The 26070-nt window shown below is 59.8% G+C and carries 20 protein-coding genes; 18 read left to right on the plus strand and 2 right to left on the minus strand.

Annotated elements, in window-relative coordinates; translation table 11 throughout:
* Positions 1-41: 41 nt before the first annotated feature.
* Positions 42-653: an adenine phosphoribosyltransferase gene (locus CS919_RS06475; protein WP_234990852.1), complete on the plus strand. Its 612-nt coding sequence runs from the start codon at positions 42-44 to the stop codon at positions 651-653.
* Positions 654-664: 11 nt separating this feature from the next.
* Positions 665-2935 (plus strand): RelA/SpoT family protein, encoded by a 2271-nt coding sequence (locus CS919_RS06480; RefSeq protein ID WP_099298675.1) that lies wholly within the window; start codon positions 665-667, stop codon positions 2933-2935.
* Between the two features lie 81 nt (positions 2936-3016).
* On the opposite strand, the gene CS919_RS06485 is transcribed toward CS919_RS06480, so the two are convergent.
* Complete coding sequence (locus CS919_RS06485) at positions 3017-3886, minus strand: peptidylprolyl isomerase (RefSeq protein WP_099298676.1); 870 nt, start codon at positions 3884-3886, stop codon at positions 3017-3019.
* Positions 3887-4020: 134 nt separating this feature from the next.
* On the opposite strand from CS919_RS06485, the gene CS919_RS06490 reads away from it, so the two are divergent.
* The 4 genes from CS919_RS06490 (at position 4021) to CS919_RS06505 (ending at position 11148) form a co-directional block, all read left to right on the plus strand.
* The gene (locus CS919_RS06490; protein ID WP_099298677.1) at positions 4021-4719 is read left to right on the plus strand and encodes an MBL fold metallo-hydrolase; all 699 of its coding nucleotides are present in this window, start codon (positions 4021-4023) and stop codon (positions 4717-4719) included.
* 78 nt (positions 4720-4797) lie between these two features.
* Positions 4798-6093: a histidine--tRNA ligase gene (hisS, locus tag CS919_RS06495; RefSeq protein ID WP_099298678.1), complete on the plus strand. Its 1296-nt coding sequence runs from the start codon at positions 4798-4800 to the stop codon at positions 6091-6093.
* A 163-nt stretch (positions 6094-6256) separates the two neighbouring features.
* Entirely contained in the window at positions 6257-8317 is a 2061-nt protein-coding gene (locus CS919_RS06500) for a bifunctional metallophosphatase/5'-nucleotidase (RefSeq protein ID WP_099298679.1), read from the plus strand.
* Positions 8318-8469: 152 nt separating this feature from the next.
* On the plus strand, positions 8470-11148 hold the full coding sequence (locus tag CS919_RS06505; RefSeq protein WP_099298680.1) for an ExeM/NucH family extracellular endonuclease: 2679 nt from the start codon (positions 8470-8472) through the stop codon (positions 11146-11148).
* Positions 11149-11173: 25 nt separating this feature from the next.
* Here CS919_RS06505 and ypfJ read toward each other — a convergent pair whose 3' ends face one another.
* Entirely contained in the window at positions 11174-12079 is a 906-nt protein-coding gene (gene ypfJ / locus CS919_RS06510) for a KPN_02809 family neutral zinc metallopeptidase (protein WP_099298681.1), read from the minus strand.
* A gap of 169 nt (positions 12080-12248) precedes the next feature.
* Between ypfJ and aspS the strand changes: the two genes are divergently transcribed.
* The 12 genes from aspS to aroQ all read left to right on the plus strand — a co-directional run bounded on the left by aspS (position 12249) and on the right by aroQ (position 26059).
* The gene (gene aspS / locus CS919_RS06515) at positions 12249-14096 is read left to right on the plus strand and encodes an aspartate--tRNA ligase (RefSeq protein ID WP_099298682.1); all 1848 of its coding nucleotides are present in this window, start codon (positions 12249-12251) and stop codon (positions 14094-14096) included.
* Between the two features lie 14 nt (positions 14097-14110).
* Complete coding sequence (locus tag CS919_RS06520; RefSeq protein WP_099298683.1) at positions 14111-15355, plus strand: phosphotransferase; 1245 nt, start codon at positions 14111-14113, stop codon at positions 15353-15355.
* A 14-nt stretch (positions 15356-15369) separates the two neighbouring features.
* Positions 15370-16737, plus strand: coding sequence for a replication-associated recombination protein A (locus tag CS919_RS06525; RefSeq protein ID WP_099298684.1), 1368 nt, complete (start codon positions 15370-15372; stop codon positions 16735-16737).
* Positions 16738-16808: 71 nt separating this feature from the next.
* Positions 16809-19469: an alanine--tRNA ligase gene (alaS, locus tag CS919_RS06530; protein WP_099298685.1), complete on the plus strand. Its 2661-nt coding sequence runs from the start codon at positions 16809-16811 to the stop codon at positions 19467-19469.
* 50 nt (positions 19470-19519) lie between these two features.
* Positions 19520-19996, plus strand: coding sequence for a Holliday junction resolvase RuvX (gene ruvX, locus CS919_RS06535; RefSeq protein WP_099298686.1), 477 nt, complete (start codon positions 19520-19522; stop codon positions 19994-19996).
* 57 nt (positions 19997-20053) lie between these two features.
* A complete protein-coding gene (gene mltG / locus CS919_RS06540) occupies positions 20054-21208 on the plus strand; it encodes an endolytic transglycosylase MltG (RefSeq protein WP_194187392.1) in 1155 nt (384 codons plus the stop codon).
* A gap of 15 nt (positions 21209-21223) precedes the next feature.
* Entirely contained in the window at positions 21224-22171 is a 948-nt protein-coding gene (locus CS919_RS06545; protein WP_099298687.1) for a shikimate dehydrogenase, read from the plus strand.
* A 67-nt stretch (positions 22172-22238) separates the two neighbouring features.
* Complete coding sequence (locus tag CS919_RS06550) at positions 22239-22712, plus strand: prepilin peptidase (protein ID WP_143341764.1); 474 nt, start codon at positions 22239-22241, stop codon at positions 22710-22712.
* 10 nt (positions 22713-22722) lie between these two features.
* Positions 22723-23940 carry a chorismate synthase gene (aroC, locus tag CS919_RS06555; RefSeq protein ID WP_099298835.1) on the plus strand — a complete coding sequence of 406 codons (1218 nt, stop codon included), beginning with the start codon at positions 22723-22725 and terminating at the stop codon, positions 23938-23940.
* A complete protein-coding gene (locus CS919_RS06560) occupies positions 23937-24464 on the plus strand; it encodes a shikimate kinase (RefSeq protein WP_099298689.1) in 528 nt (175 codons plus the stop codon). The genes aroC and CS919_RS06560 overlap by 4 nt, the downstream gene beginning before the upstream one ends.
* A gap of 46 nt (positions 24465-24510) precedes the next feature.
* Complete coding sequence (gene aroB / locus CS919_RS06565; RefSeq protein ID WP_099298690.1) at positions 24511-25590, plus strand: 3-dehydroquinate synthase; 1080 nt, start codon at positions 24511-24513, stop codon at positions 25588-25590.
* A gap of 31 nt (positions 25591-25621) precedes the next feature.
* On the plus strand, positions 25622-26059 hold the full coding sequence (gene aroQ, locus CS919_RS06570) for a type II 3-dehydroquinate dehydratase (protein ID WP_099298691.1): 438 nt from the start codon (positions 25622-25624) through the stop codon (positions 26057-26059).
* The last annotated feature ends 11 nt before the right edge of the window (positions 26060-26070 follow it).

Here is a 26070-nt window from a genome sequence, read left to right on the forward strand (position 1 = left end):
GCTCCACATGTTTCATCCTTGACGAGAGGCCTTGAGTTTTCGTGACTGATACTTCGCATCCTGCGCCCGCTGATCACGTGCGTCCTGCAGCCGAGGCCTTGCAACGTCTCACCCGCATCGTCCCGGATTTCCCTTCCGAGGGCATTGTGTTTGAGGATCTGACTCCCGTGTTGGCGGATCCGGAGAGCTTTCGCAGCGTTGTGACTGACCTGGCCGAGGCTCTGCGTTCACTGAATGCAGACCTCATCGGCGGTTTGGACGCACGCGGGTTCCTCTTGGGTAGTGCCGTGGCCTACGAATTGGGCCTAGGCATCCTGGCTGTGCGTAAGGGCGGCAAGCTGCCACCGCCTGTGTACCGCGAAGAATATGACCTGGAGTACGGCTCCGCTGCGCTGGAGATCCCCGCAGAGGGCGTGCCGCTGAAAGGTAAGCGCATCGTGTTGATCGACGATGTCCTAGCCACCGGCGGCACGCTGGAAGCGTCCCGGACATTGTTGGAGCGCGCTGGTGCGGATGTGGCAGGACTCGCCGTGGTCCTAGAGGTTCAAGGCTTGAAAGGTCGCGATCGCCTCACGGGGTTGCCGTTGTATGTCGTGGCTACAGGTGAGATGTCGAGCAACGGTTCTTCTTCCGACGCCACCTCGGACGCTTAGGAGTTCTCCCCATGTCTAACGATAAGAGTTCTCTATGGATGGCCGCTCGGATTGCCCGCAGTCTCACGGGATCTAGCCGCACTCGCATCAACCCGGTTCTGGGGCCGCTGTTGACGGTTCACCGTCGCTACCACCCACGCGCCGAAGTGGAGATCTTGAACCGGGCGTATGCCACGGCGGATCGACTGCACGAAGGCGTGATGCGCAAGTCCGGTGAACCGTACATCACGCACCCGTTGGCAGTTGCCACGATAGCCGCGGAGATCGGCATGGACACCACCACGCTGGCTGCGGCTCTGTTGCATGACACGGTGGAGGACACGGACTACAGCCTGGATGATCTCACCCGTGACTTCGGCGAAGAGGTAGCACAGCTGGTCGATGGAGTAACCAAGTTGGACAAGGTGGCGCTGGGATCTGCGGCCGAGGCGGAGACCATTCGCAAGATGGTAGTCGCCATGGCCCACGACCCCCGCGTGCTGGTGATCAAGGTTGCTGACCGACTGCACAACATGCGCACGATGCGCTTTCTGCCTCCCGAGAAGCAGGCGAAGAAGGCACGGCAGACTCTGGAAGTCATTGCGCCGCTGGCACACCGCTTGGGCATGGCCACGGTGAAGTGGGAGCTGGAGGATCTGTCTTTCGCGATCCTGTATCCCAAGAAGTACCAGGAGATCGTCCGTCTAGTTGCCGATAGAGCTCCAAAGCGCGACCAATATTTGACTCAGGTCAAAAACGAGATCGAGCAGTCCATGCGCAAGCTGGGTCTGCACGCGGAAGTGGTGGGGCGCCCTAAGCACTACTGGTCGATCTACCAAAAGATGATTGTCCGCGGGCACGAGTTCGAGGAAATCTTTGACCTGGTTGGCATCCGCATTCTGGTGGATTCCGTGCGTGATTGTTATGCCGCCGTGGGTGCGATCCATACGCTGTATCACCCGATGCCGGGACGTTTTAAGGACTATATTTCCTCGCCGAAGTATGGGGTGTATCAATCGTTGCACACCACGGTGATTGGTCCTGATACCAAGCCGCTGGAAGTGCAGATTCGTACCCACGATATGCACAACAAGGCGGAGTTCGGCATCGCGGCGCACTGGCGTTACAAGGAGACTAGCGGCGCTCATACCGGGGATAACCGGGAAGTCGATCAGATGGCGTGGATGCGCCAATTGCTGGACTGGCAGAAGGAAGCAGCGGACCCCAACGAATTCTTGGACAGTCTGCGCTATGACCTTTCGACCAACCAGATCTTTGTCTTCACTCCCAAGGGCGATGCGATCACTCTGCCGAACGATGCAACCCCCGTGGACTTTGCCTATACGGTGCATACCGAGGTGGGACACCGATGCATTGGAGCTAAGGTCAACGGCAAGCTCGTAGCGTTGGAATCCTCGTTGAAGACTGGCGACAAGATCGAAATCTTCACGTCAAAGGATCAGCACGCCGGTCCGTCCAAGGACTGGATGAGCTTCGTGAAGTCTCCGCGCGCGAAGTCGAAGATCCGCCAGTGGTTCGCCAAGGAACGCCGCGAGGAAGCTGCCGATTCTGGTCGCGATCTGCTGGCTGCAGAAATCCGCCGTGGGGGCCCGACGGTTCAGCGCCTGTTCACGCCGGAGGCACTTCGATTCGTTGCCACGGAGCTGAGAAAGACGGATGTCGATGCGCTGTACGCATCTATCGGCCGCGGTGAAGTATCCGCTGAGCACGTCACCAAGATGCTCATCGAGAAGTACGCAACCGAGGACGATTCAGATGACGTGGTTCTGCCACGCTTGCAGTCAAGCTCCCGTATCGCCAACACTCCACAGTCTGGACGTGGAGATGGCTCGGGAATCCTGGTGCAAGGACAAGCGGACTTCTCCGCCAAACTGGCCAAGTGCTGTACTCCAGTACCTGGAGACCGCATCTTCGGCTTTGTGACCAAAGGCGGGGGAGTCTCTGTCCACCGCACGGACTGCACGAACGCGGAGAAGCTGCATGCGGAACAAGAGCGCATCATTGAGGTGAGCTGGGCGTCGAGCTTTAATAACGCCGTCTTCATGGTCACCATTCAGATCGAAGGTCTGGATCGCAACGGTCTGCTGTCCGAGGTCACCAGGGTGGTCTCGGAACAAAAGGTGCCTATCACCGCCACGAGCTCGCATACCGCGGAGGACAGGGTGGCGATGATTCGCTTCACCTTCGAAGTCTCGGACACCAAGCAGCTGGGTTATCTAATGAATCAGCTGCGAAACGTGGAAGGTGTCTTCGACGTCTACCGTCTGACAACGGGCGGATAGGAAAAGCGGCTGGGCACAGTGCCCAGCCGCTCTTTTTATGCGCTGGACCAGCGTTGCCGATCCAGCCGTGCTGCCTGGAAGTTAGGCGACGTTCGCCTCTTCGATCTTTACTTCCTCGGCAGGCTTGCCGTCTCCCTCAGGTGCCTTCTCTGCGATGGCATCCAAGATCTTCAGACCTTCCTCAGAGATGGTGCCGAACACGTTGTAGGCAGGAGGCAACGTGGTGTCCGCATTGACCAAGAAGAATTGGGAACCGTTGGTGTTCTCGCCGGAGTTGGCCATAGCCAGAGTTCCGCGGGGGTAAATCACTGGGTTCTGGGTCTCATCGCCCTGCACACCGTTGGTGGGGAACTCGTCAGCGAAGGTGTAACCCGGGCCGCCAGTGCCAGAGCCAGTGGGATCGCCACACTGCAGGATGCCCATGCCTTCGGACTTCACGCTGCGGTGGCAGACAGTGTCATTGAAGAAGCCCTCCTTTGCCAAGTGCTCAAAGGAGTTGACGGTACATGGCGACTTGGAAGAATCCAGCTCCAGAGGCACATCGCCCTGATTCGTCCTCAACGTGACCTGGGTGGTGCCCGAAGCCTTAACTTCTCCATCTTCCGGAGGAGTGACTTCCTTGGAGGCTTCTTCCTGCCCGGCCGGGTAGGTGCACTCCACCGTCTCGCCATATGGCTCAAGCGGACCGTCCGGAAGTGCAGCAGGCTCCACCTCAGGGCTGCTGGTGGACTCGTCGGAAGAAGCGGTGGCGTCCTCGTCGGTCGATGTGTACGTAGCGGCGAACCAGATGCCGCCCACCAGCACAACGATGACGGCAAGAGTAGCGGCCACCACGCCCAATGGGGCTACCTTGGCACGGCGATCCCGGCCTTTGATGGCCTTATCCAGGTTCTTGAGTGCCTCGTCCCGACGTGCCTCATTGGGCAGGGACTTGTTGTCGTTATCAGCCACGAGTGGTTCTCCGACCTTTCCAGTTGCTTGGTGTGGATCCGCCTTATTATGCCTCATTGGCTTGCCGTTGCCGAGACCTAATTGTCACCCGTGTCAGATTCCTTGAACTAGTGCTTGTACTACTCTGGGTGGGCATGACTAGCCAGCCGAATGATTCAGCTTCTGCGTCATCCGCACCATTGCCCGCCACCACATCCATCGTGGGTTTTGTCGCAGGGCCACTACAGACCAACTGTTACGTGTTGATTGATTCTGCACGGACCACGGAACAAGGCAAGTACCCCGCCGTAGTGATCGATCCGGGAATGGGCGCGTTTGCCACCATCCAGGAGCAAGCGGATGAGCAAAACTTTGCGGTCGAAGCCGTGGTGCTGACTCACGGACACATTGACCACATTCGTGATGCTCAACCATTTGCTGTGCCGGTGTACATCCATCCAGAAGATAAGTCCATGCTGTCTATGGATTGGAGTAATGCGCCCTTTGGTTCCATGTTCGAGGCAGAAAATATGCAGACGCCTGCCGACATCCGGGAGCTAGAGGGAAGCATCGATATGGCCGGAGCAACGTGGGAGATCCATCACATGCCCGGGCATTCGCCCGGATCCGTGATGTTCCGCGTACCCGGCCTGATCTTGGGTGGAGATGTTCTCTTCCGCGGGGGAGTAGGCCGCACGGATCTGCCGGGGTCTTCGCCGGAAGACATGATGCTGTCTCTGAAGAAGGTCGTCACGGAATTCGCTGACGATGATGTGGTGTTAAGTGGGCACGGCCCGCAAACCACCATTGGTCAGGAGAAGGCGACTAATCCATTTCTGCACGAGGTGGGCTAGCCACCGAGGTGAATCCAGCGCTACCTGTGCTGGTACCCGTGTCTGACCATCGTCGCTGACCCGCTAGGATTAACTGCTGTGACTGACAAGGCTCCGCAAAAGAAATTGAAGGCTCTGCAAGCTCCCAAGGGAGTGCCGGACTACGTCCCGCCAGGCTCTGCTGACTTCAAGGCCGTCAAGGACGCGTTCGCGACTGCTGCTCATAATGCGGGATATGAACACATCGAGCTGCCGATTTTCGAAGAAACGGCACTTTTCGCCCGCGGAGTAGGCGAATCCACGGATGTGGTCAGTAAAGAGATGTACACCTTTGCAGACCGCGGAGATCGATCTGTCACGCTGCGCCCAGAAGGCACCGCAGGTGTGATGCGCGCAGTAATCGAGCACAACCTAGACCGGGGACAGCTGCCCGTCAAGCTTGTCTACAACGGACCATTCTTCCGCTACGAGCGCCCTCAGGCCGGGCGCTACCGCCAGCTACAGCAGGTAGGCGTGGAGGCCATCGGTGTGGACGATCCCGCTTTGGATGCCGAGGTTATCGCGTTGGCGGACCGTTGTTTCCGTTCCGTAGGGCTGACTGGATTCCGCTTGGAGCTGACCAGCTTGGGCGACGATTCTGACCGTCCCGCTTACCGTGCCAAGCTGCAGGAATTCCTGCGTGGATTGGACCTGGACGAAGAAACTCAGCGCCGAGCCGAGCTCAACCCTCTGCGCGTGCTGGATGACAAGCGCCCGGAGATGCAGGAAAAGCTCGCTGACGCTCCGCTCATGCTTGACCACCTGTCCGATAGCTCGCGTGCTCACTTTGACGCAGTGACCGGATATCTGCAGGACATGGGCATCGAGTACACCATCAACCCTCGCATGGTGCGCGGTCTGGATTACTACACCAAGACCTGCTTCGAGTTTGTGCATGACGGTCTCGGTGCACAGTCTGGCATTGGTGGCGGCGGCCGCTATGACGGGCTGATGGCGCAGCTTGGTGGCCAGGAACTGTCCGGCATTGGCTTTGGCCTTGGCGTGGACCGCACGCTGTTGGCGCTTGAAGCTGAATCTAAGTCCGCTGCAACCGGTCGACGGGTGGATGTCTACGGCGTGGCTCTGGGAGCCGAAGCAAAGCAGAAGATGGTCAGCGTGGTCAACCAATTGCGCGGTGCAGGCGTGGCCGTGGACATGAGCTACGGCGATCGCGGACTTAAGGGAGCGATGAAGGGCGCAGACCGTGCCGGTGCTCTGTTTGCGCTGGTACTTGGCGAATCCGAACTAGCTGCGGACACCATTGTGGTGCGCGATCTGGCTGCCCACAAGCAGAATGAGATCAGCCTGAGCACCGTGGTGGATCACATCGTGGAAGCCGTGGGGCAGAAGCGCTAGTGGGGGTGGTGTCGTCGGGTAGGAAATGAACCGACGATGAATTCTTTGTAACGCGCAAGTTGAAAGCCGAGGACGGGTCACACCTTGCCCGGCACAGGGTTCTCTTAGGTGTTCTTATGAAACGCGACGTTTCATTTCAGTTCGCCACTTCAGGAGAAAATCCGTGCCGTTCACGCGCTCTCACAAGGTCGCTCGCCGTTCCGCGATTGCCCTTGCCATCGTCCCCCTCACCATCTTTTCCACCTCCACGGCTGCGCTGGCTGCCGAAGCTGACCAGGTCAACCTGAACGTTCTGGGCATCACCGATTTCCACGGGCACATCTCCGGACCGAAGGACCCCAGCAAGCCGGTCAAGGAAATGGGTGCGGGCGCAATGGCCTGCTACATCGACAAGGAGCGCGCAGCCAACCCTGCCACGTCCTTCGTCTCTGCTGGTGACAACATCGGAGGCTCGCCTTTCGTGTCCTCCATCTTGGATGACGAGCCAACCATCAGCTCCCTGAACGCCATGGGTCTGGAAGCGTCCGCTGTGGGTAACCACGAGTTCGATAAGGGATGGGATGACCTCCGCGACCGTGTCGGCGTGGACGGAACCAAGCTCGCAGAGTTCCCATACCTGGCGGCCAACGTGACCGGCGCCACGATGGCCCCTTCCACCGTGGTGGTTAAGGATGGCGTGAAGATCGGCTACGTGGGCGCCGTCACGGAGACGACGCCCACCCTAGTGTCACCTTCCGGAGTTGCAGGGTTGAACTTCTCCGCACCTGTGGCCGCCGCTGATGCGGAGGCTAGCCACCTCAAGGAATCGGGCGAAGCCGACGTGGTGGTCGCCCTGGTTCACGAGGGAGTATCGGCAGAAGGATTCGGTTCGAATGTCGACGCCGTGATTGGCGGACACACTCACCAAGAGCAAGAAAACAATAAATCCCAGCCCGTAGTGATCCAGCCGGCTTCGTACGGCAGCTTGCTGGCTGACATCGAGATCACTTACGACAAGGCAGAGGACAAGGTCGTTTCCGTTTCCGCCCGCAATATCCCTGCTCAGGACGTGTGGAACGAGTGTGGTGCCACTCCAAACCAGGAGGTCGCAAACATCGTGAACGCGGCAGAGCAGGCCGCTGAGGTAGAGGGGCAAAAGGTGGTTGCCACGATCGACGACGATTTCTACCGAGGTGTCAACTCTAACGGTGTAGCGGGAGGAAACCGTGGCGCCGAAAGTTCCCTGAACTCCCTGCTCGCCGACGCCGCACTGGACGGAATCAACGAGCAGACCAGCCTTAATGCGGATATCGGCGTGATGAATGCCGGTGGTGTGCGTGATGATCTCGAGTCCGGTGACGTGACTTTCGCTGAAGCCTACGGTGTCCAGCCATTCGGCAACTCCATGGGCGTGGTGGAGATCTCCGGGGCTGAGCTCAAGGGAGTCATGGAGCAGCAGTGGCGTTCTGAAACCGGTGGAGACCGTCCTACTTTGATCCTCGGCTTCTCCGAGAACGTGGAGTACTCCTACGATCCGGAAGCTCCACTGGGTAAGCGCATCACACACGTGCGCGTCAACGGCGAAGACCTAGATGAGGCACGCAACTACCGCGTGGCCGGAGCCTCCTTTCTGCTGGGCGAGGGCGACGCGTACACCCAGTTCAACACCCAGAGTGGGGACAACGTCATTGAAGATTCCGGCATCATGGACGTGGACATCTTCAACCGCTACTTGGCAGACCACCAAGACGTGCAGGTTCGCGATGATCAGACGTCGGTTGGCGTGCACATTAGTGGCGGCAACGCCGATGGCACCGTGACCGCAGGACAAAAGCTGGCTATCGATCTGTCCTCGTTGTCCTACACCGCAAGCGAGTCCAAGCCCACGGAGGTTGCCGCGGAGTTGCTCGGGGGCGAAAAGACGGTGCGTACTTCCGCGCCTGTCGATAACACCGTGACGGATAACCAGAATGAAACCGGGCGTGCGACCGTACAGCTCACCGTTCCGCAGGGTGCTACCGAGCTGAAGATCACAGACGATAACGGAACCGAGTTTGTCTACCCACTAGTCGCACAGGAAGGCGGCCCACTGGGCTCGCTGACCGGGTCTTCTGACCTGAGCTCCACCAGTCTGGGCAGCTTGAGCCCTCGCGACCTCGGAGCCATTGGACTGGCAGTCAGCGTGCTGGGACTCAGCGCAGCCTTTGGTGCTGCCGTCTACTGGTGGCAGCAGAACCGCCGATAGCTCACTGGACGTAGAGCTCTGATCCATCACCTGAGCTCTGACCGTGCAATAACCCAGAGCCGTTTCCCGCAATCGCAGTCTCGCGAAGCAGGGAAGGGCTCGTCCATGTTCAATCTTGTTCCGCAGTTCTCCAGTAAAGGTCTTTGATTTTCATGAAGCGATCATCGCGCATCAGCCTGGCCCTCATGGCTACGGCTTCAGCATCCCTGGCAACCACCACGATTCCCTCCGCTATCGCCTCCCCAGCTGGCGATAACGTAGTCATCAGCGAAGTTTACGGAGGCGGTGGCAACAGTGGAGCCGAGCTGACAAACGACTTCATCGAACTCTACAACCCAACTGATCAGCCCATCTCTTTGGACGGCTGGTCCGTGCAGTACTTGTCCTCCAAGGGCACCAGCTCTGCATCAACTGCAGCTTTGAATGGGGAGATTGCCCCGCACGGCTACTACCTGATCAAGGCAGGTAAGGGCTCTGGTGGCACCGTCGATTTCACCGCGGACGCGGACGGCACGGGGCTGAACATGAGCTCATCCAACGGTGTTGCCGTGCTTTCAGATTCCACAGGTCAGTGGACTCAAGGAAGCGACGCGGTAGACATCGTTGGGTACGGCACCACCACAGTGAATGAAACCGCTCCTAGTGCCGGGCTCAGCAACACCACGAGCGCTGCTCGAGACGCAGTGGGCACCGATACGGACAACAACGCCGTTGACTTCACCGTCGGCACTCCTACTCCTCAGTTCTCTGGCGGGGACGCCACCCAGGACGACACGACTGATCCAGAAAACCCTGATACCCCGGAAGAGCCCACCACTCCGGGCGAGCGCGTGTCTATCGAAGATATTCAGGGCACCGGCGCTGCCACTCCTTTGGCGGGGCAGACCGTCACCACCGCCGGCTGGGTCACCGCGAGCTATCCCACAGGTGGATTCAACGGCTTCACCATCCAAATGGGTGGAACCAAAGAAACGCGCAAGGCAGGCGAAGCGTCCCGCGCGGTCTTCGTCTATACCGGAGCAGGGAATGCTCCTGCTGACCTCGGGCAGTGTGTCGTCGTGACCGGAAAGGCCGTTGAATACAACGAATCGACTCAGCTGTCCAACCCCACCTTCAAGTCTTCGGCAAACCCCCAGGAAGATTGCGGGGACGGCGTCGAACCAAACAAGGGCCTGATTCCTACGGACCCGGAGACCAAAGAGGCAAACGAGCACATGCTCTTTGCACCGGAGTCCACGTACACGGTGACGAACAACTACGAGCTGAATACCTATGGCTCGGTGGATCTGGTGGCAGGGGATGAGCCACTGCTGCAGGCAACCTCCGTGGTCAACCCAGGAGCAGAGGCAGTGGCCTACGAGCAGGAGAACCAGCGCAAGGTAGTCACCCTCGACGATGGCGCCACGGCGAATTTCCTCCGCAACGCCGAAGCGAAGAAGACCCCTCTGCCATACCTGACCACCGCTGACGGCGAGAAGGCACTGCGCACGGGCGATCATTTGAGCTTCTCCAACCCAGTGGTGCTGAGCTACAACTTCGACAAATGGGGCCTGCAGCCGACCTCCCAGATCACGGGAGACTCCGCCTCTACCGAGCTACCAATTTCTTGGGAGGACACTCGAGCTGCTGAAATCGGTGGACCGGACGCAGTGGGAGGCACGCACAGCATTGCCAGCTTCAACGTGCTGAACTACTTCACCGACCTGGGCAAAGACGAGGATGGATGCCGGGCATACGAAGATATGGACGGTAATCCCGTGACCGCGGACTACTGCCAAGTTCGCGGTGCGTACACCGAGGAAGCATTCCAGGATCAGCAAGCCAAGATCGTCAGCGCGATCAACACCTTGGATGTATCCGTCTTGGGCTTGGAAGAGATCGAAAACACCGCGCAGTTTGGTGGTGATCGCGACGAGTCGCTGAACACTCTTGTCACAGCACTCAATGCGGCCGGAGGCAACTGGAAGGCCGTGCCTTCCCCGGAGGTTGTCCCCGAAAATGAGGATGTGATCCGCACCGCGTTCATCTACCGCGAAGGTGCCGTGGAGCCGGTCGGTGAGTCCAAGATCTTCGACCACGAAGCTTTCTCCAATATCGCCCGCCAACCTCTTGCGCAGCGTTTCAAGGGTGTGGGTGCCGACGACGACAGCGCTTTCGTGGCCGTTGTGAACCACTACAAGTCCAAGGGATCCATTGCTCGTGGTGATGCGGACATGGGCGACGGACAGGGCAACAACGCCAACCTTCGCGCCGAGATGTCCCGCAAGTTGGTGGAGTGGTTGGCTGCTGAAGAGGACTTCAAGGACAAGCCACAATTCATCATCGGCGATTTGAACGCGTATGCGAAGGAAGATGCTGTGCGCATCCTCGAGGACGCGGGCTACACCAACATCGAGGACAAGTTCGATGCAGGGCACTCCTACCAGTTCGACGGTCGCCTCGGTTCGCTCGATCACGTGTTGGCTAACGATAAGGCGTTGGAGATGACCACGGGCGCGGACGTGTGGGACATCAACTCCGATGAATCCGTGGCTTACGAGTACTCCCGTCGCAACTACAACGTCACGGACTTCTACGCGCCCGATCCGTTCCGCTCTAGCGACCACGATCCGATTAAGGTTGGATTCAATCTGGTCGGTGGCGGAACGGATCCGGAAGACCCAGAAAACCCCTTGCCGGAGACCCCTGGTTCCTCTGATGAGGATTCACCACTGGACTCCCTGGCCAACGGCAGCTCCCGGAACGGGTTCCTCGGCTTTGTCCTGGGCCTGGTGGGATTGAGCTCCGGAGTGGGCCTTGCGTTCTGGTGGTGGCTGAACTCCCAGCGCTAATCGGCGCTGGGGAAGCGGGCGCTACTTAGCGCCGGAAATCCTCATGGCAGGATTCCATGGTTCCGCCCTGGTAGCCGCGCAAGAAGGATTCCTGGCGCTGCTCGGAAGAACCGTGCGTCCAGGAATCCGGGTTGACCTCCTGGCCAGCTGATTCCTGGATGGCGTCATCGCCGATGGACTGAGCGGTAGTAATGGCCTGCTGAACCTGATCCTGCGTGATTGGCTCCAGTAGCGCGTTTGCGCCCTTGTCCGCGTGAGATGCCCACAATCCGGCGTAGCAATCCGCCTGCAGCTCCATCTTCACGGCGTTGGAATCCTCACCTGGGTCGTTATAATCAGACAGACCCAAGTTGCCCTGCAAGTTCTGGATGTGGTGCCCGAACTCGTGAGCGGTGACGTACTCCTGAGCGAACGGACCGTCCGAACCACCCATCTTGTTCAGCTGTTCGTAGAAACCGGTGGACAGGTAGACGGTCTTATCGGAGGGACAGTAAAACGGTCCGCTCTGGGAAATATTCGCGGCACCGCAGCCGGTAGAAATACGGCCCTCTGCAATGTGGACTTGAGGCTTGGAGTAATCAATATTGGCGTTCGCTGGAAGTGCTTCGCCCCAATAATCATCCAAGGACTTTTTAGTCGCAGCGATTCGGCATTCATCGCGAGAGTTGGCATCTTCCTTAGTTTCGCAGCCTTGGAGCTGTTCTCCCTGCTGCGAGGCGTTATCTCCGCCGCCGATCATGTTGGATCCGCCGGAGAAGAAAAAGACCACTACGGCAGCGATGATCATGCCGGGGATGCCGAACTTGCGGCCGATGCTGCTGGCCAGCAGTGCTACGAGGATGTTTCCTCCGCCACCACCGCCACGGCCTCCGCCACTTCCTCCGGTACTCACGCCATCTGAATAGTTATTGAGGTTGTTATTAAACGTCACGGTTCAGATGTTGCCACAAGTGCAGGTGAGGGGAGCGGTGATTGACCCGCCCGCCCACACGTGTTGGCCTTCAGGGTAGAATGAAGGGCTGATTCTTAAAGGTTCTCAAGACAAAACGCTTTGAGACCTCACTCCGAAACACTTAAAGACATTTAAGGAGCAAGGCGACGTGCTGCGCACTCATCTAGCGGGCGAACTCCGCACCGACCACATCGGCCAAGAAGTAACTCTGACTGGTTGGGTCGGACGCCGTCGAGACCACGGTGGAGTGATCTTCGTGGATCTGCGCGACCGCAGCGGTGTGGCCCAGGTGGTCTTCCGCGAGTCCGAGGTTGCCGAGCGCGCGCACAACCTGCGCAGCGAGTTCTGCATCAAGGTCACCGGTGTTATCGAGGCCCGCCCCGAGGGTTCTGCGAACCCCAACCTGGCATCCGGTGGTGTGGAGGTCAACGTCACCGCGCTGGAGGTTCTCAGTGAGGCTGCAGCCCTGCCGTTCCAGATTGACGATCCGTCGTCTGCCGGCGAGGTAGGCGAGGAGACGCGCCTTAAGTACCGTTACCTCGATCTTCGACGCAAAACTCAAGGCGATGCACTGCGTCTGCGCTCTCGTGTGAACAATGCCGCCCGCGGTGTGCTGGCTCAGCACGATTTCACCGAGATCGAGACCCCTACCTTGACTCGTTCTACTCCGGAGGGCGCACGTGACTTTCTGGTGCCTGCTCGTCTGAAGCCGGGCACGTTCTACGCATTGCCGCAGTCTCCGCAGCTGTTTAAGCAGTTGCTGATGGTTGCTGGCATGGAGCGTTACTACCAGATCGCGCGCTGCTACCGCGATGAGGATTTCCGCGCCGATCGCCAGCCTGAGTTCACTCAGCTGGACGTGGAGATGAGCTTCGTCGACCAGGAAGATGTTATCGCTCTGGCCGAGGAAATCATCACCGCTGTGTGGGCGGAAGCTGGTTACTCCATTACCACCCCAATCCCACGTATGACCTACGCCGAGGCAATGCGCCTGTACGGCTCTGACAAGCCGGATCTGCGCTTCGACATACAGATCACTGAGTGCACGGACTTCTTCAAGGACACGACCTTCCGCGTGTTCCAGAACGAGTACGTCGGTGCCGTGGTCATGGACGGTGGCGCTGATCAGCCACGCCGTCAGCTGGATGCGTGGCAGGAGTGGGCGAAGCAGCGCGGTGCGAAGGGCTTGGCGTACATCTTGGTTGGCCAGGATGGCGAGCTGTCCGGACCCGTGGCGAAGAACATCACGGAGGCCGAGCGTGCGGGCATCGCTGAGCACGTGGGCGCCAAGCCGGGCGATTGCATCTTCTTCGCTGCGGGCGATACCAAGTCTTCCCGCGCGCTGTTGGGTGCTGCTCGTGGCGCCATCGCTGAGAAGCTGGGTCTGATCAAGGACGGCGATTGGGCTTTCACCTGGGTTGTCGATGCTCCGATGTTCGAGCCTGCAGCCGATGCCACCGCTTCCGGCGATGTGGCTCTGGGCCACTCTGCTTGGACCGCGGTGCACCACGCGTTCACTTCACCGAAGCCTGAGTTCCTGGATTCCTTCGACGAGAACCCAGGCGAGGCACTGGCTTACGCATACGACATCGTGTGCAACGGCAATGAGATCGGCGGTGGTTCCATCCGTATCCACCGCAAGGACATCCAGGAGCGGGTGTTCAAGGTCATGGGCATCACGGACGAAGAGGCTCAGGACAAGTTCGGCTTCCTCCTGGAGGCATTTGCCTTCGGCGCTCCTCCGCACGGCGGTATCGCGTTCGGTTGGGATCGTATCGTGACGTTGTTGGGTGGTTTCTCTTCTATTCGCGACGTTATCGCCTTCCCGAAGTCCGGTGGTGGCGTGGATCCACTGACGGACGCTCCCGCGGCCATTACGCCGGCGCAGCGTAAGGAAGCCGGCCTGGACTTCAAACCGAAGAAGCCACAGAACAAGCAGGCCCAAGCAAGCCAGGCTCAGAACACACAGAGTCAAGACTCACCCGACCAGACATAGAAGCAGGACGCGACGTGCACTCAACAGAGCAATCCCTCAAGGCAGCGGAAGGCCTCCTCGCCGCTCGTTTTGGGGGCAGCCCAGAGCTCACCAACCCGGAGGATCTCGGTGGCAGTGGGGCGTCTCTGGTGCTGCGTTGCCGGGTTTCACCTAACCCGTTTCTCCAAGAGCGCACGATCGTCATCAAGCGTCTGCCTAAGGTCGAAGAGGCTGAGACTGCGGACGATGCTCCGGTTGAGTTTGATGCAGATGAACTGGCTCTGATCCGCGAGATCGTGGCCTATCAGTACACCAACACGTTGCCGGAGAAGGTTCGCCCAGGCCCGCTGCTTCTGGCCTATGACGTGGCCGAGCGAATGCTCATCCTTTCTGATGCTGGTGATGGCGCGAACTTCACCGAGGTTCTGCAGTTGCCCGATGCTTCCGAACGCCGTTCTGCGGTGCGCAAGCTGGGCAGAGCCCTGGGGCGTATGCACGCCACCTCGTTTGGCGATGCCGCCAGCTATCAGACCCTACTGAAGAGGCAGTGCCAGAAGTTCAACATCAATCCGGGCACCGTGGTGGACTCGGACATCGACATCGCCAACCTCATCAACGAAGGCATCGATCTGGTGCGTGGCAACAACATCGAAATCGATGAGACTGTGTTGAAGTTTGCGCGGGAAGCAATGGAGCGGCAAGGCCGCCCTGACGTGCGTTCGTTCACCCCGTTCGATCTGACCCCGGACAACATCATGGTGCACAAGCAAGTGGTGTTCCTGGACTTCGAGTGGGCCTCCTTCCGCGATATCGCACTGGATGTGGCCTGCGTGATCGTTGGCTTCCCGCAAGATGACACCACCCCAGCGCTGACCGACGAAGAGTGCACCGAGTTCCTGACCGCGTGGACTGCGGAAATCGGTCACGTGTGGCCGACCGCGCGAGATGCGGACAGAGTGGCGCACGTGCTTATGGCCACGCTGATCGGCTGGGCCTTTATTTCTCTGAACATGTTGCACCAGGGCCAGCAGATGTCACGCAAGGCCACCCGCCGCGTGATCTATGCCGAGGAGCCCGCACAGTCCGCACCGCGCGATCTGCTGGAGATGCTGCCAGAGCAGGCCTCCGATATGGCTACCACCGTGGATGCGATCAACCGCTTTGCTCTGCGTTTCGACAATGAGGACTTCGAGCCGGTCGTTCGCTTCACCCAGCGCCTCAAGCGGGCGTTGGCGAGGCAGGGCGGACATCCCATGACTTCTACTTCTGCGAACCGCTAGGCTACAGCGACGGTATGGCTGATCTCTTCGATTCCGCCGATAGCTCCACCGAGAGCACCAACAGCTCGGCGAAGGCAACGGAATACTTCCATCCAGGCACACACGCCCCACTGGCGGTGCGCATGCGTCCGCGGACTCTGGACGAGGTTGTGGGACAGCAGCACGTGCTGGGGCAGGGAAGCCCTTTGCGTCGGCTCATCGACGGCCGCGGCGACACCTCGGTGATCCTCTACGGCCCACCCGGCACCGGCAAAACCACCGTCGCCTCCTTGATTTCCACCACGTCCGGGCGGCACTTCGAGGCACTCAGCGCGCTGAGTTCCGGAGTCAAGGAAGTGCGCGAGGTCATCGAAAAGGCCCGCAAGCGGCTGGTCATCGGCGAAAACACTGTGCTGTTCATCGATGAGGTCCACCGATTCTCCAAGAATCAGCAGGACGCGCTGCTGGCCGCAGTGGAGAACCGAACCGTGCTGTTGGTGGCCGCCACCACGGAAAACCCGTCCTTCTCGGTGGTCTCGCCGTTGCTCTCGCGCTCCTTGTTGGTGCAGCTCAAGCCGTTGGCGGACAATGACATCGGTATGTTGTTGGACCGGGCCACGGCAGACGAGCGCGGTTTCGGCGGAGTATTCTCCCTTTCTTCCGACGCCCGCTCGCAGCTAATAGCACTGGCAGCCGGCGATGCACGCCGTGCCTTGACCTACTTTGAAGCCGCAGCTGAATCCCGAGACGATGAAGAGCATGTGACCCTAGAGGATGTCTCCCGCAGCATCGACAAAGCGGTGGTCCGATACGACCGCGACGGAGACCAGCACTATGACGTCACCAGCGCATTCATCAAGTCCATCCGTGGCTCGGATCCCGATGCCGCGATGCACTATTTGGCGCGAATGATGGTGGCGGGCGAGGACCCGCGATTCATTACTCGGCGCCTGGTGATCTTGGCCAGCGAGGACATCGGAATTGCAGATCCCACAGCCTTGCACACCGCAGTGGCAGCTCACCAGGCCGTGTCTTTCATCGGCATGCCGGAAGCTGAGCTGACCCTGGGACAAGCCGTCCTCCACCTGGCCACGGCTCCTAAGTCTAATGCTGTGACAACAGCGGTACGCAAGGCGGTTGCTGACGTCGAACAAGGAAAAGGAACCACGGTGCCAGCGCACTTGCGCGACGGCCACTACGCGGGAGCCAAACAACTCGGCAACGCGGTGGGGTACAAGTACCCACACGACGATTCCTACGGCGTGGTCACGCAACAGTACTTGCCCGATGACATCACGGACGCCGAGTACTACCAGCCGACAGACCACGGAAACGAGCGCGACATCGCTTCGCGCCTGTCAACGTTGCGGGCGATTGTCCGAGGACGTCGGCCACGCGGGTAGAATACCGATGTCTATTAAAGATTTGACCTTCAAGTTTTCAGCCAACACATATCCAGCGAGGTTCACCCACCGTGCAGACGCATGAGATCCGCCAGCGCTTCACCGAGCATTTCGTCAACCTGGGCCACTCAGAGGTACCCAGCGCGTCGCTGATCTTGAACGATCCCAACCTGCTGTTCGTCAATGCGGGCATGGTTCCCTTCAAGCCTTTCTTCCTGGGCCAGCAAACCCCGCCTTACGACAAGGCCACCTCCATCCAGAAGTGTGTGCGCACCTTGGATATCGAAGAAGTGGGCATCACCACCCGCCACAACACCTTCTTCCAGATGGCGGGCAACTTCTCCTTCGGCGATTACTTCAAGGAAAGTGCGATCAAGAACGCGTGGTCGCTGCTGACGAAGTCCGTAGAGGACGGCGGCTTTGGTTTCAATCCAAAGCTGCTGTGGGTCACGGTCTACCTCGACGATGACGAGGCTGCCGAGATCTGGGAAAAGCAGGTGGGTGTTCCCGCCGAGCGCATCCAGCGTCTGGGCATGGCCGATAACTACTGGTCCATGGGCGTTCCCGGACCATGTGGACCCTGCTCGGAGATCTACTACGACCGCGGACCGGAACATGGCAAGGACGGCGGTCCTATCGCCGACGACAACCGCTACATGGAGATCTGGAATCTCGTGTTCATGGGCTACGAGCGTGGCGAGGGCATCGGTAAGGACAATTTCGAGATCGTCGGCCAGCTGCCCAAGAAGAACATCGATACCGGCATGGGCATCGAGCGCGTCGCATGCCTGCTGCAGGGCGTGGACAACGTCTACGAAACGGACTTGCTGCGTCCCGTAATCGAGGCAGCGGAAAAGCTTACGGGCGCCACCTACGGTTCCACACAAACTAATGACGTGCGTTTCCGTGTCATCGCGGATCACTGCCGCACCGGCCTGATGCTGATTCTGGATGGCGTGACCCCAGGCAATGAGGGCCGCGGATACATCCTGCGTCGCCTGCTGCGCCGCATCATTCGCTCCGCCCGCCTCTTGGGCGCTGAGGGGGAGACCATGGAAGTACTCATGGACACCGTGCGCCAGACCATGACCCCCTCATACCCAGAAATCGCTGAGAACTGGGAGCGCATCCGCAGCGTGGCAGTGGGCGAGGAGAAGGCATTCCTCAAGACCCTGGAATCCGGATCTCACCTGTTCGAGTCCTACGCAGAGGAAGCTAAGGCTGCAGGATCCACCGAGGTTCCGGGCGACGTGGCATTCGCCCTGCACGATACCCACGGTTTCCCCATCGACCTGACCATGGAAATGGCCGCCGAGTCCGGCCTTTCTGTGGACAGCGAAGGCTTCCACTCCCTGATGGCCGAGCAGAAGGCCCGCGCGAAGGCTGATAACCAGGCCAAGAAGCTAGGTCACGCGGACGAGTCCATCTACCGCTCCTTCGTGGATAACCACCCCACGGTGTTCACCGGCTACGACCAGTTGGAGGACGAAGGCCTTATTCTGGCACTGGTTCAGGACGGTGCACTGGTGGAACGTGCCTCCGAGGGAAGCCGCGTCCAGGTAATTCTGGACCGAACCCCGTTTTACGCAGAAGCCGGCGGCCAGATGGCTGACCGCGGTGAGCTGCGCGGAGAGTCCTTCGCGGCGGACGTGGACGACGTGCAAAAGGTGGGCAAGAAGGTCTGGCTGCACAACGTGACCATCACCGGCGGCGAAATCGCAGCCGGGCAGAAGGTCACCGCCAAGGTATCCCGCGCATGGCGCCACCAGGCTCGCCAGGCTCACTCCGGCACGCACCTGATCCACGCCGCACTACGCCAGGTACTAGGCCCCACCGCAGTACAGGCTGGTTCCCTGAATAAGCCGGGCTACCTGCGCTTTGACTTTAACTACGGCGATCAGCTCACCGATACCCAACTGCGCGATATCGAGCAGATTGCCAACGGCGCCGTGGACACGGACTACGAGGTCATCACCATTGAAACCTCCCTAGACGAGGCCAAGAAGATGGGCGCGATGGCGCTGTTCGGCGAGAACTACGGATCTAAGGTCCGCGTGGTGGAAATCGGCGGACCGTTCTCCATGGAACTGTGTGGCGGCATCCACGTGGATCACTCCTCGCAGATCGGCCCCATCGCCATCCTCGGCGAATCCTCCGTAGGCTCCGGCACCCGACGCATCGAGGCATACACCGGCATGGATTCCATGGGCTACCTCTCCCGCGAGAAGAACCTGGTCTCCGGACTGGCGACCTCCCTGAAGGCGCCCAGCGAGGAAATCCCGGATCGCATCGAGGCTCTGACGGCCAAGCTCAAGGCCGCGGAGAAGCAGGTGCAGCAGCTGCGCAACCAACAGCTGCTTAGCCGGGTCGGCGAGCTGGTGGCCAACGCGACATCCGTCAATGGTGTGACAGTGGTTGCGCAGCAGCTGCCGGACGGCGTGGGCGCAGGAGATCTGCGGACCATCGCGATGGATGCCAAGGCACGCCTCGGCTCCGAGCCAGCTGTGGTGCTGTTTACCTCCCAGGATGGCGACAAGGTTCCTTTTGTCGCCGCGCTGACGGACGCGGCCGTGGATCGCGGACTCAAGGCTGGAGACATCGTCAAGGCCTTCGGTGAGAAGGTTGGCGGCCGCGGAGGCGGCAAGCCGCAGATGGCTCAGGGATCCGGCTCCGAAGCCGCGGGCATCTCCGCAGGACTTTCAGCAGTCAAACAGGTCATCGAGGGCGCATAAGCGCTTTTGACTGAGGTTTGGCGTCGGGAATAAAGAAGGAGAGACCCACGATGAGCGAGACGGAAAAGCCGAGCTCAGCTACTGATCCGGGAGCCGGGCGACGTTTAGGAATCGACGTGGGTTCCGTGCGCATTGGGGTGGCCATGAGCGATCCCGATTGCATCCTCGCCACACCAGTGGAAACAGTCCCCGCAGCGGTCGACGGCAGCGACGTGGCTCGCGTGGTGGAACTGGTGCAAGATAACTCTGTGGTTGAAGTTGTTGTTGGCCTGCCCGTGGCCTTGCGTGGCAACCACACCTCGAGCACCTACCTGGCGGAGGATTTCGCCCTCGATCTGCGTGAAGACCTCGGCGACATTCCCGTGCGTCTGGTAGATGAGAGAATGTCCACCACGGCTGCGACGCAAGCCTTCCAAGCATCTGGAGTGTCCGCGAAAAAGGGGCGCAAGAAGATCGATCAGGCTGCAGCAGTGCATATTTTGCAAGGGTGGTTGGACGCGCGCAGGCGCGTGCTTGCAAACATTTGATTACGACTGTGTAACAATAGGCCAGATATGTCATCAAGAGGAAGGGCCACGTCACGCATGGCCGCAACACGCAACATGCAACCGAAGTATCGTCGTCGCAGGCAATGGGCGGGAGCTTTGGCTATTGCCTTGGTCATTTTACTGGTCGGCGTGACCGGATTCGTGTGGTACCAACGCAACGTGGTTGCTGTGCGGGACTACGAAGGCGCGGGTAACGGAAACATCGTCATGGTGCGCGTGGACGCCGGCGATTCCGTATCCAGCCTGGCTCCCGAACTGGTGGACAAGGGCGTAGTTGGTTCGCGCCGTGCAATGATGTCTGCTGCGGAAAAGGAACAGCCAAGCTTGCAACAGGGCTACTACCCGATGCAGGAGAAGATGTCTGCAGACAACGCGCTGCAGGTGCTGACTGATGACGAGTCGCGCCGCGGCGTGGTGGATATCCCTAACGGTCTGACTCTGGATGACGTCACCGTGGTGGGTGGCGAGCCTCGCGACGGTATTTACTCTCTGATCTCCAAGCAGACCTGCCAGGACGAGCAGACGTGTGTCAAGCCTGATCAGCTCCGCGAAGCGGTGGCTCAAACCTCTCCGGAAGAGTTGGGCGTTCCGGAATGGGCGCGCGATGCAGTGAACGCACGTGGGGATGACCCACGCCGTATCGAAGGCCTGGTTGCCCCTGGCGTGCACCTGTTTGACCCCACCGCCGAGCCCTTGGCGATCATGCAGGACATCATCGGGGATTCCGTGGAGTCCTTTGAAGGCACTGGCCTGGTGGATTCCGCCAACAAGGTGGGCTTGAGCCCCTACGAACTGCTCACTGCCGCGTCCCTGGTGGAGCGCGAGGCTCCTGCAGGTGACTTTGACAAGGTGGCGCGAGTTATCCTGAATCGCCTGGAGATCAACCAAAAGCTCGAGTTCGATTCCACGGTCAACTACTCCATTTCTGAGCAGGAAGTGGCCACGACCAACGAGGATCGCGACCGGGAAACCCCGTGGAATACGTATGCCAAGGAAGGCTTGCCAGCCACGCCAATCGCGTCTCCAGGTTTGCAGGCAGTCCACGCCATGGAGAACCCCGCCGAAGGTGACTGGCTGTACTTCGTTACCGTGGATACTGATGGTCGCACCGTGTTCAACCGCGATTTCGACGCGCACGAACAAGCCATCGAAGAGTCCGCCAACAATGGCGTGCTGGATTCCAACCGTTAGGTCTGAAACATTTCGATGTCACAGGAGCACCCTGTAAATCCGGCCGGGTCTGAACCTCCGGCCGTGCAATTCCCCGCAGTATTTTCCGTGGAAGAGTTCTTCGATTCCACGGCACAGTGGCGCACGCTCGCTGCGCCTAATCTGTGCGCGGTTCTGGGGCGTCCCATCGCTCACTCTCTGTCCCCGCTGCTGCACAACTCCGCTTATTTGGACGATCAGCTGCCGTTTACCTATGTGCGCATTGATGCGGGCGAGGCGTGGGAGATCCGCACGTTGCTTGAGAATTCTGGTGCCGATGTGCGCGGTTTTTCCGTCACGATGCCTGGCAAGTCCGCTGCCTTGGAACTGGCGGACGCAGCCACCGAGCGGGCTACTGCGATTGGCACCGCCAACACCCTCGTTCCGCAGGGCGATGGCACGTGGCTAGCCGATAACACCGACGTGGACGGAGTGTCCGCGTGCCTTGAGGATCTGCACATCGAGCACGGGATCAACTTTGCAGGCACTCGCGGCATCGTGGTGGGCAATGGTGGCACGGCTCGTCCCGCAGTGGCCGCCTTGGCGGCTCAGGGTGTCACACACGTGACGGTGTTGGCTCGTTCCGAGCGGGCGTTGAATCTCCAGTCCCTCGTGGAGGCCTTTGGGATGGAGTTTTCCTGGGCTCGTTTCGACGAGTCCCAGGTGGACGAGCTGTGTGCTGATGCGTCCGTGGTGATCTCCACCATTCCTGCGGCGGGCGCGAAGCCTCTGGTTCCTTCGCTGTTGCGCGCGGAGTCCGTGGTGGACGTGATCTACGATCCTTATCCCACGCCGTTGCTCTCCGCCGCCGCTGAGGCCGCATTGCCGCACGCGGATGGCTTGCGCATGCTAGCGGGTCAGGCCGAGCGCCAGTACGAGTTGTTTACTGGTCAGGCTCCCCAACAGGGCCACATGTTGAACACGGTGATGTCGCACCGCGCCTAGCTACAGGCTTTCCACAGCCGCTTGAATTGGTGGCTTGCTCCGCCTCGCGCCGTGTTACTTTGTCCTCATGGGGTGGGGTACGTGGGGTTTCTTTATTGCGGCGTGTTGGGGCGGGCTCGTTATGTGGTTCGACGCCAACAAATCCCTCATCCCTAATATCCTCTCGCTGCCTGCTGTTGCCGTGACCTGGGGCTCGTGTGGGCTCATCGGGCTTGGGTTAGTAGACCACGTAGGCACCATTGACCATTCCGCACAAGTGCTTGGGGGCCTTGCGTGGTGGCTCATCGTTGTGGCTAGTGGGGGCATATTCCGTCGCCATGCCGCTGGCGCGGGGGATGCAAAGTTGGCGGGTTCTTTGGGGGTTCTCGCAGCATCCTGCGGTGGAGTCATGGCAGTGTTCTTCAGCGTCATGATGTCTGGATTGCTGGCCGCTTTGTACGCTGCCGCGGTGGGTCGGCGGCGGGATGTGCCGCAGGGTCCCGCGATGGTTATGGCCACCACACTGGTGACTATGTACTTGTTCGCTGAAAACAGCCTGTAAAGTGTTCCTCATGCTTCGATGGACTACCGCTGGTGAATCTCACGGCCAAGCTCTCATTTCCCTTGTGGAAAACCTGCCTGCAGGTCTTCACGTGACCCGCGATGATGTGGCTAGCCAGTTGGCTCGCCGTCGATTGGGCTATGGTCGCGGAGCTCGCATGAAGTTTGAGGCCGACGAGGTCACATTCCTGTCCGGTGTCCGCCACGGCCTGACCTTGGGTTCTCCCGTGAGCGTCATGATCGGCAACACCGAGTGGCCTAAGTGGACCACCATCATGTCTGCTGATCCTGTTGACCTGTCTGATGAGGAAGTAGCCAAGGAGATGAGCAGCGGGCGCGGTGCACAGCTGACCCGCCCGCGTCCTGGCCATGCAGACTTTTCCGGAATGCTGAAGTTCCAGCATGAGGAGGCCCGTCCGATCCTGGAGCGTGCATCGGCGCGTGAAACGGCAGCTCGTGTGGCCGCCGCGACCTTCGCCCGCGCCGTGCTGCGAGAGGTGTGCGGCGTAGAGGTGCTCAGCCACGTGATCTCCATCGGTGCTTCCGAGCCGTATACCGGTCCTACGCCAGACTTCTCCGATATTGATGCGATCGATGAGTCTCCCGTGCGTGCTTTCGACAAGGCGGCTGAAGATTCCATGATTGAATGCATCAAGTCTGCGAAGAAGTCCGGCGACACGCTGGGCGGCATCGTCGAGGTAGTAGTCAAGGGGCTGCCGATTGGGCTGGGCACGCACACCTCAGGCGAAGATCGACTCGATGCACAGCTGGCCAGCGCAGTGATGAGCATCCAGGCCATCAAGGGCGTGGAGATCGGTGACGGGTTTGAGGAAGCCCGCCGACCTGGCTCCCAGGCCCACGACGAAATGGTGCGCGCTGAGTCCGCGTCTGGCGTGGATCGCTTGAGCAATCGCGCTGGAGGCATTGAGGGCGGCATGAGCAACGGTGAGGATCTGATCGTCCGAGCAGCTATGAAGCCGATCAGCACGGTGCCACGCGCTCTGCAGACTGTGGATATGGCCACTGGCGAGGCAGCCACCGGCATCCACCAGCGCTCTGACGTAGTGGCCGTACCCGCAGCCGGTGTGGTGGCGGAAGCCATGGTGGCACTGGTTCTGGCACGTGCGATCCTGCGCAAGTTCGGCGGCGATTCGCTGGAAGAGACCAAGCGCAACTACGAGGCGTATCTCGAGCAGGTACGTCAGCGTTTGACCTGGGATAAATCATGAGCCCTCGCGTAGTTCTGGTGGGCTTGCCGGGCAGTGGCAAAACCACGGTGGGCAAGCGACTCGCTAACGCGCTGCATACCTCCGCGATTGACACGGACCTGATGATCGAGGAGAAGTACGGCTCAGCCTGTGGCGATGTCTTCAATCAGCTAGGTGAAGCTCAATTTCGTCAGGCAGAAGCAGAGGCAGTCGCGGAGGCCATGGAGACAGACGGCATCGTCTCTCTTGGCGGAGGAGCCGTTCTCACTGCTTCCAACCGTGCACTCCTCGCCGACCAGCGGGTCGTGTACCTCCACGTCACCGCCCAGGAGGGCGTGCGTCGAACCTCCGGAGATTCCTCTCGGCCGCTACTGAATGTCAGCGACCCTGCCGCTCGCTATGAGCAACTGTTGGAAGAACGTGCCCAGTTCTACGAGGAAGTTGCCAACCTTCTAGTGCACTCGGATGGGAAGAAGCCGCAACGAGTAGTCACAGATATCCTTCAGTACCTCGAAGAGGATCAGAACAACCCCACCGCGCGCTAGCCGTGCATCTACAACAGCCCATCACCGCAGTAGTCAGGAAGAAACTATGCCGACCATCACCGTGAACTCGCAGTCTCCCTATGACGTGACGATTGACAGGGGAGTGGCTGCCACGGTTTCCCATATCCTCCAGGCAACCACCGGTGTGCACAATGCACTGCTCATCCATCAGCCAGCGCTGGCCGAGCGAGCTGCACACATTAAGTCCGAGCTCAGCGCTCAGGGGATCACGGTCACGCTGCACGAGATTGCGGATGCGGAAAGTGGCAAAACTCTGCAGGCAGCAGGCGAATGCTGGGACATGTGTGCCCGTGCTGGTCTTACCCGCCACGATGTCATCATCGGCCTCGGTGGTGGTGCGGCCACCGATCTGGCTGGTTTTATCGCCGCGACATGGATGCGTGGAATCAAGGTCATTCAGTGCCCCACCACGTTGCTCGCCATGGTGGATGCCGCGGTGGGTGGAAAGACCGGCATCAACACCGAGGCCGGGAAAAACTTGGTGGGCTCCTTCCACGAGCCCACCCTTGTGGTGGTGGATCTGGATGTCCTGGACACTCTGCCAGAGTTGGAGCTCACCGCCGGTTCCGCGGAGATCATCAAGGCCGGCTTCATCGCAGACACGGAAATCCTGCGCATCTACGAGGAAGATCCAGCGGCTGCTCTCGATCCCCACGGCAGCCTGCCGGAGCTCATCGAGCGCGCAATCCAAGTCAAGGCCAACGTGGTGGCCCAAGATCTCAAAGAGTCTCACTTGCGGGAAATCCTCAACTACGGCCACACGTACGGACACGCTGTAGAGCACCACGAGAACTACCAGTGGCGTCACGGTCATGCAGTCGCCGTAGGAATGGTCTTCGAAGCTGAACTTGCTCTTGCTGCTGGACTCTTGGATCAGACCGTGGTGGATCGTCATCGCCAGATTCTTGCTGCCGTGGGGTTGCCGTCGTCGTACAACAACGCTGATCTGGAGACCTTGATCACCGCCATGACGCGCGATAAAAAGAACAAGGACGGCACCATTCGTTTCGTGGTGATCGAAGAGGCAGGCACGCCGACGCGCCTAGAGGGACCTTCCCGCGAACTGCTCGAGAAGGCCTACGCAGCTACTGCACACCCCGCTTAGATTCCCATCCCAATCGCTTGAGGAGACACCCATGGCTCGTCCAATCACGGTCATCAACGGCCCCAACCTCGACCGCCTCGGCAAGCGCCAGCCGGAGGTGTACGGATCCACGACGCTGCACGATCTCGAAAGCCAGATTCGGGAGGAAGCCGAGTCCCTATCTATCGAGGTCACCTTCGTGCAATCCAACCACGAAGGTGAACTCATCGATGCGGTGCACGCGGCCGCCGATGCTGGTCACGGAGTAATCATCAACCCGGGCGGATTCACCCACACCTCGGTGGCCCTGCGCGATGCACTGGCGGAAATCGCTGACGGCGAAGGCTTCGTGGAGGTACACATCTCCAACGTCCATGCACGGGAAGCTTTCCGGCACCACAGCTACCTGAGCCCCATCGCCAAGGGAGTAATCGCCGGGCTGGGCACCTTCGGATATCGCGCCGCACTGCGTTACTTCGCAGAGCATTAGGCTTGAACCCT

The organism is Corynebacterium dentalis (assembly GCF_900232865.1).
GTDB classification, from domain to species: domain Bacteria; phylum Actinomycetota; class Actinomycetes; order Mycobacteriales; family Mycobacteriaceae; genus Corynebacterium; species Corynebacterium dentalis.

Excerpts from the sequence above, each read along its gene's own strand:
- aroQ (WP_099298691.1), top strand. The coding sequence starts at position 25,622 with ATGGCTCGTCCAATCACGGTCATCAACGGCCCCAACCTCGACCGCCTC.
- CS919_RS06525 (WP_099298684.1), top strand. The coding sequence starts at position 15,370 with ATGGCTGATCTCTTCGATTCCGCCGATAGCTCCACCGAGAGCACCAAC.
- CS919_RS06490 (WP_099298677.1), top strand. The coding sequence starts at position 4,021 with ATGACTAGCCAGCCGAATGATTCAGCTTCTGCGTCATCCGCACCATTG.
- CS919_RS06545 (WP_099298687.1), top strand. The coding sequence starts at position 21,224 with ATGTCACAGGAGCACCCTGTAAATCCGGCCGGGTCTGAACCTCCGGCC.
- CS919_RS06505 (WP_099298680.1), top strand. The coding sequence starts at position 8,470 with ATGAAGCGATCATCGCGCATCAGCCTGGCCCTCATGGCTACGGCTTCA.
- aroC (WP_099298835.1), top strand. The coding sequence starts at position 22,723 with ATGCTTCGATGGACTACCGCTGGTGAATCTCACGGCCAAGCTCTCATT.
- mltG (WP_194187392.1), top strand. The coding sequence starts at position 20,054 with ATGGCCGCAACACGCAACATGCAACCGAAGTATCGTCGTCGCAGGCAA.
- aroB (WP_099298690.1), top strand. The coding sequence starts at position 24,511 with ATGCCGACCATCACCGTGAACTCGCAGTCTCCCTATGACGTGACGATT.
- CS919_RS06480 (WP_099298675.1), top strand. The coding sequence starts at position 665 with ATGTCTAACGATAAGAGTTCTCTATGGATGGCCGCTCGGATTGCCCGC.
- CS919_RS06550 (WP_143341764.1), top strand. The coding sequence starts at position 22,239 with ATGGGGTGGGGTACGTGGGGTTTCTTTATTGCGGCGTGTTGGGGCGGG.
- ruvX (WP_099298686.1), top strand. The coding sequence starts at position 19,520 with ATGAGCGAGACGGAAAAGCCGAGCTCAGCTACTGATCCGGGAGCCGGG.
- CS919_RS06560 (WP_099298689.1), top strand. The coding sequence starts at position 23,937 with ATGAGCCCTCGCGTAGTTCTGGTGGGCTTGCCGGGCAGTGGCAAAACC.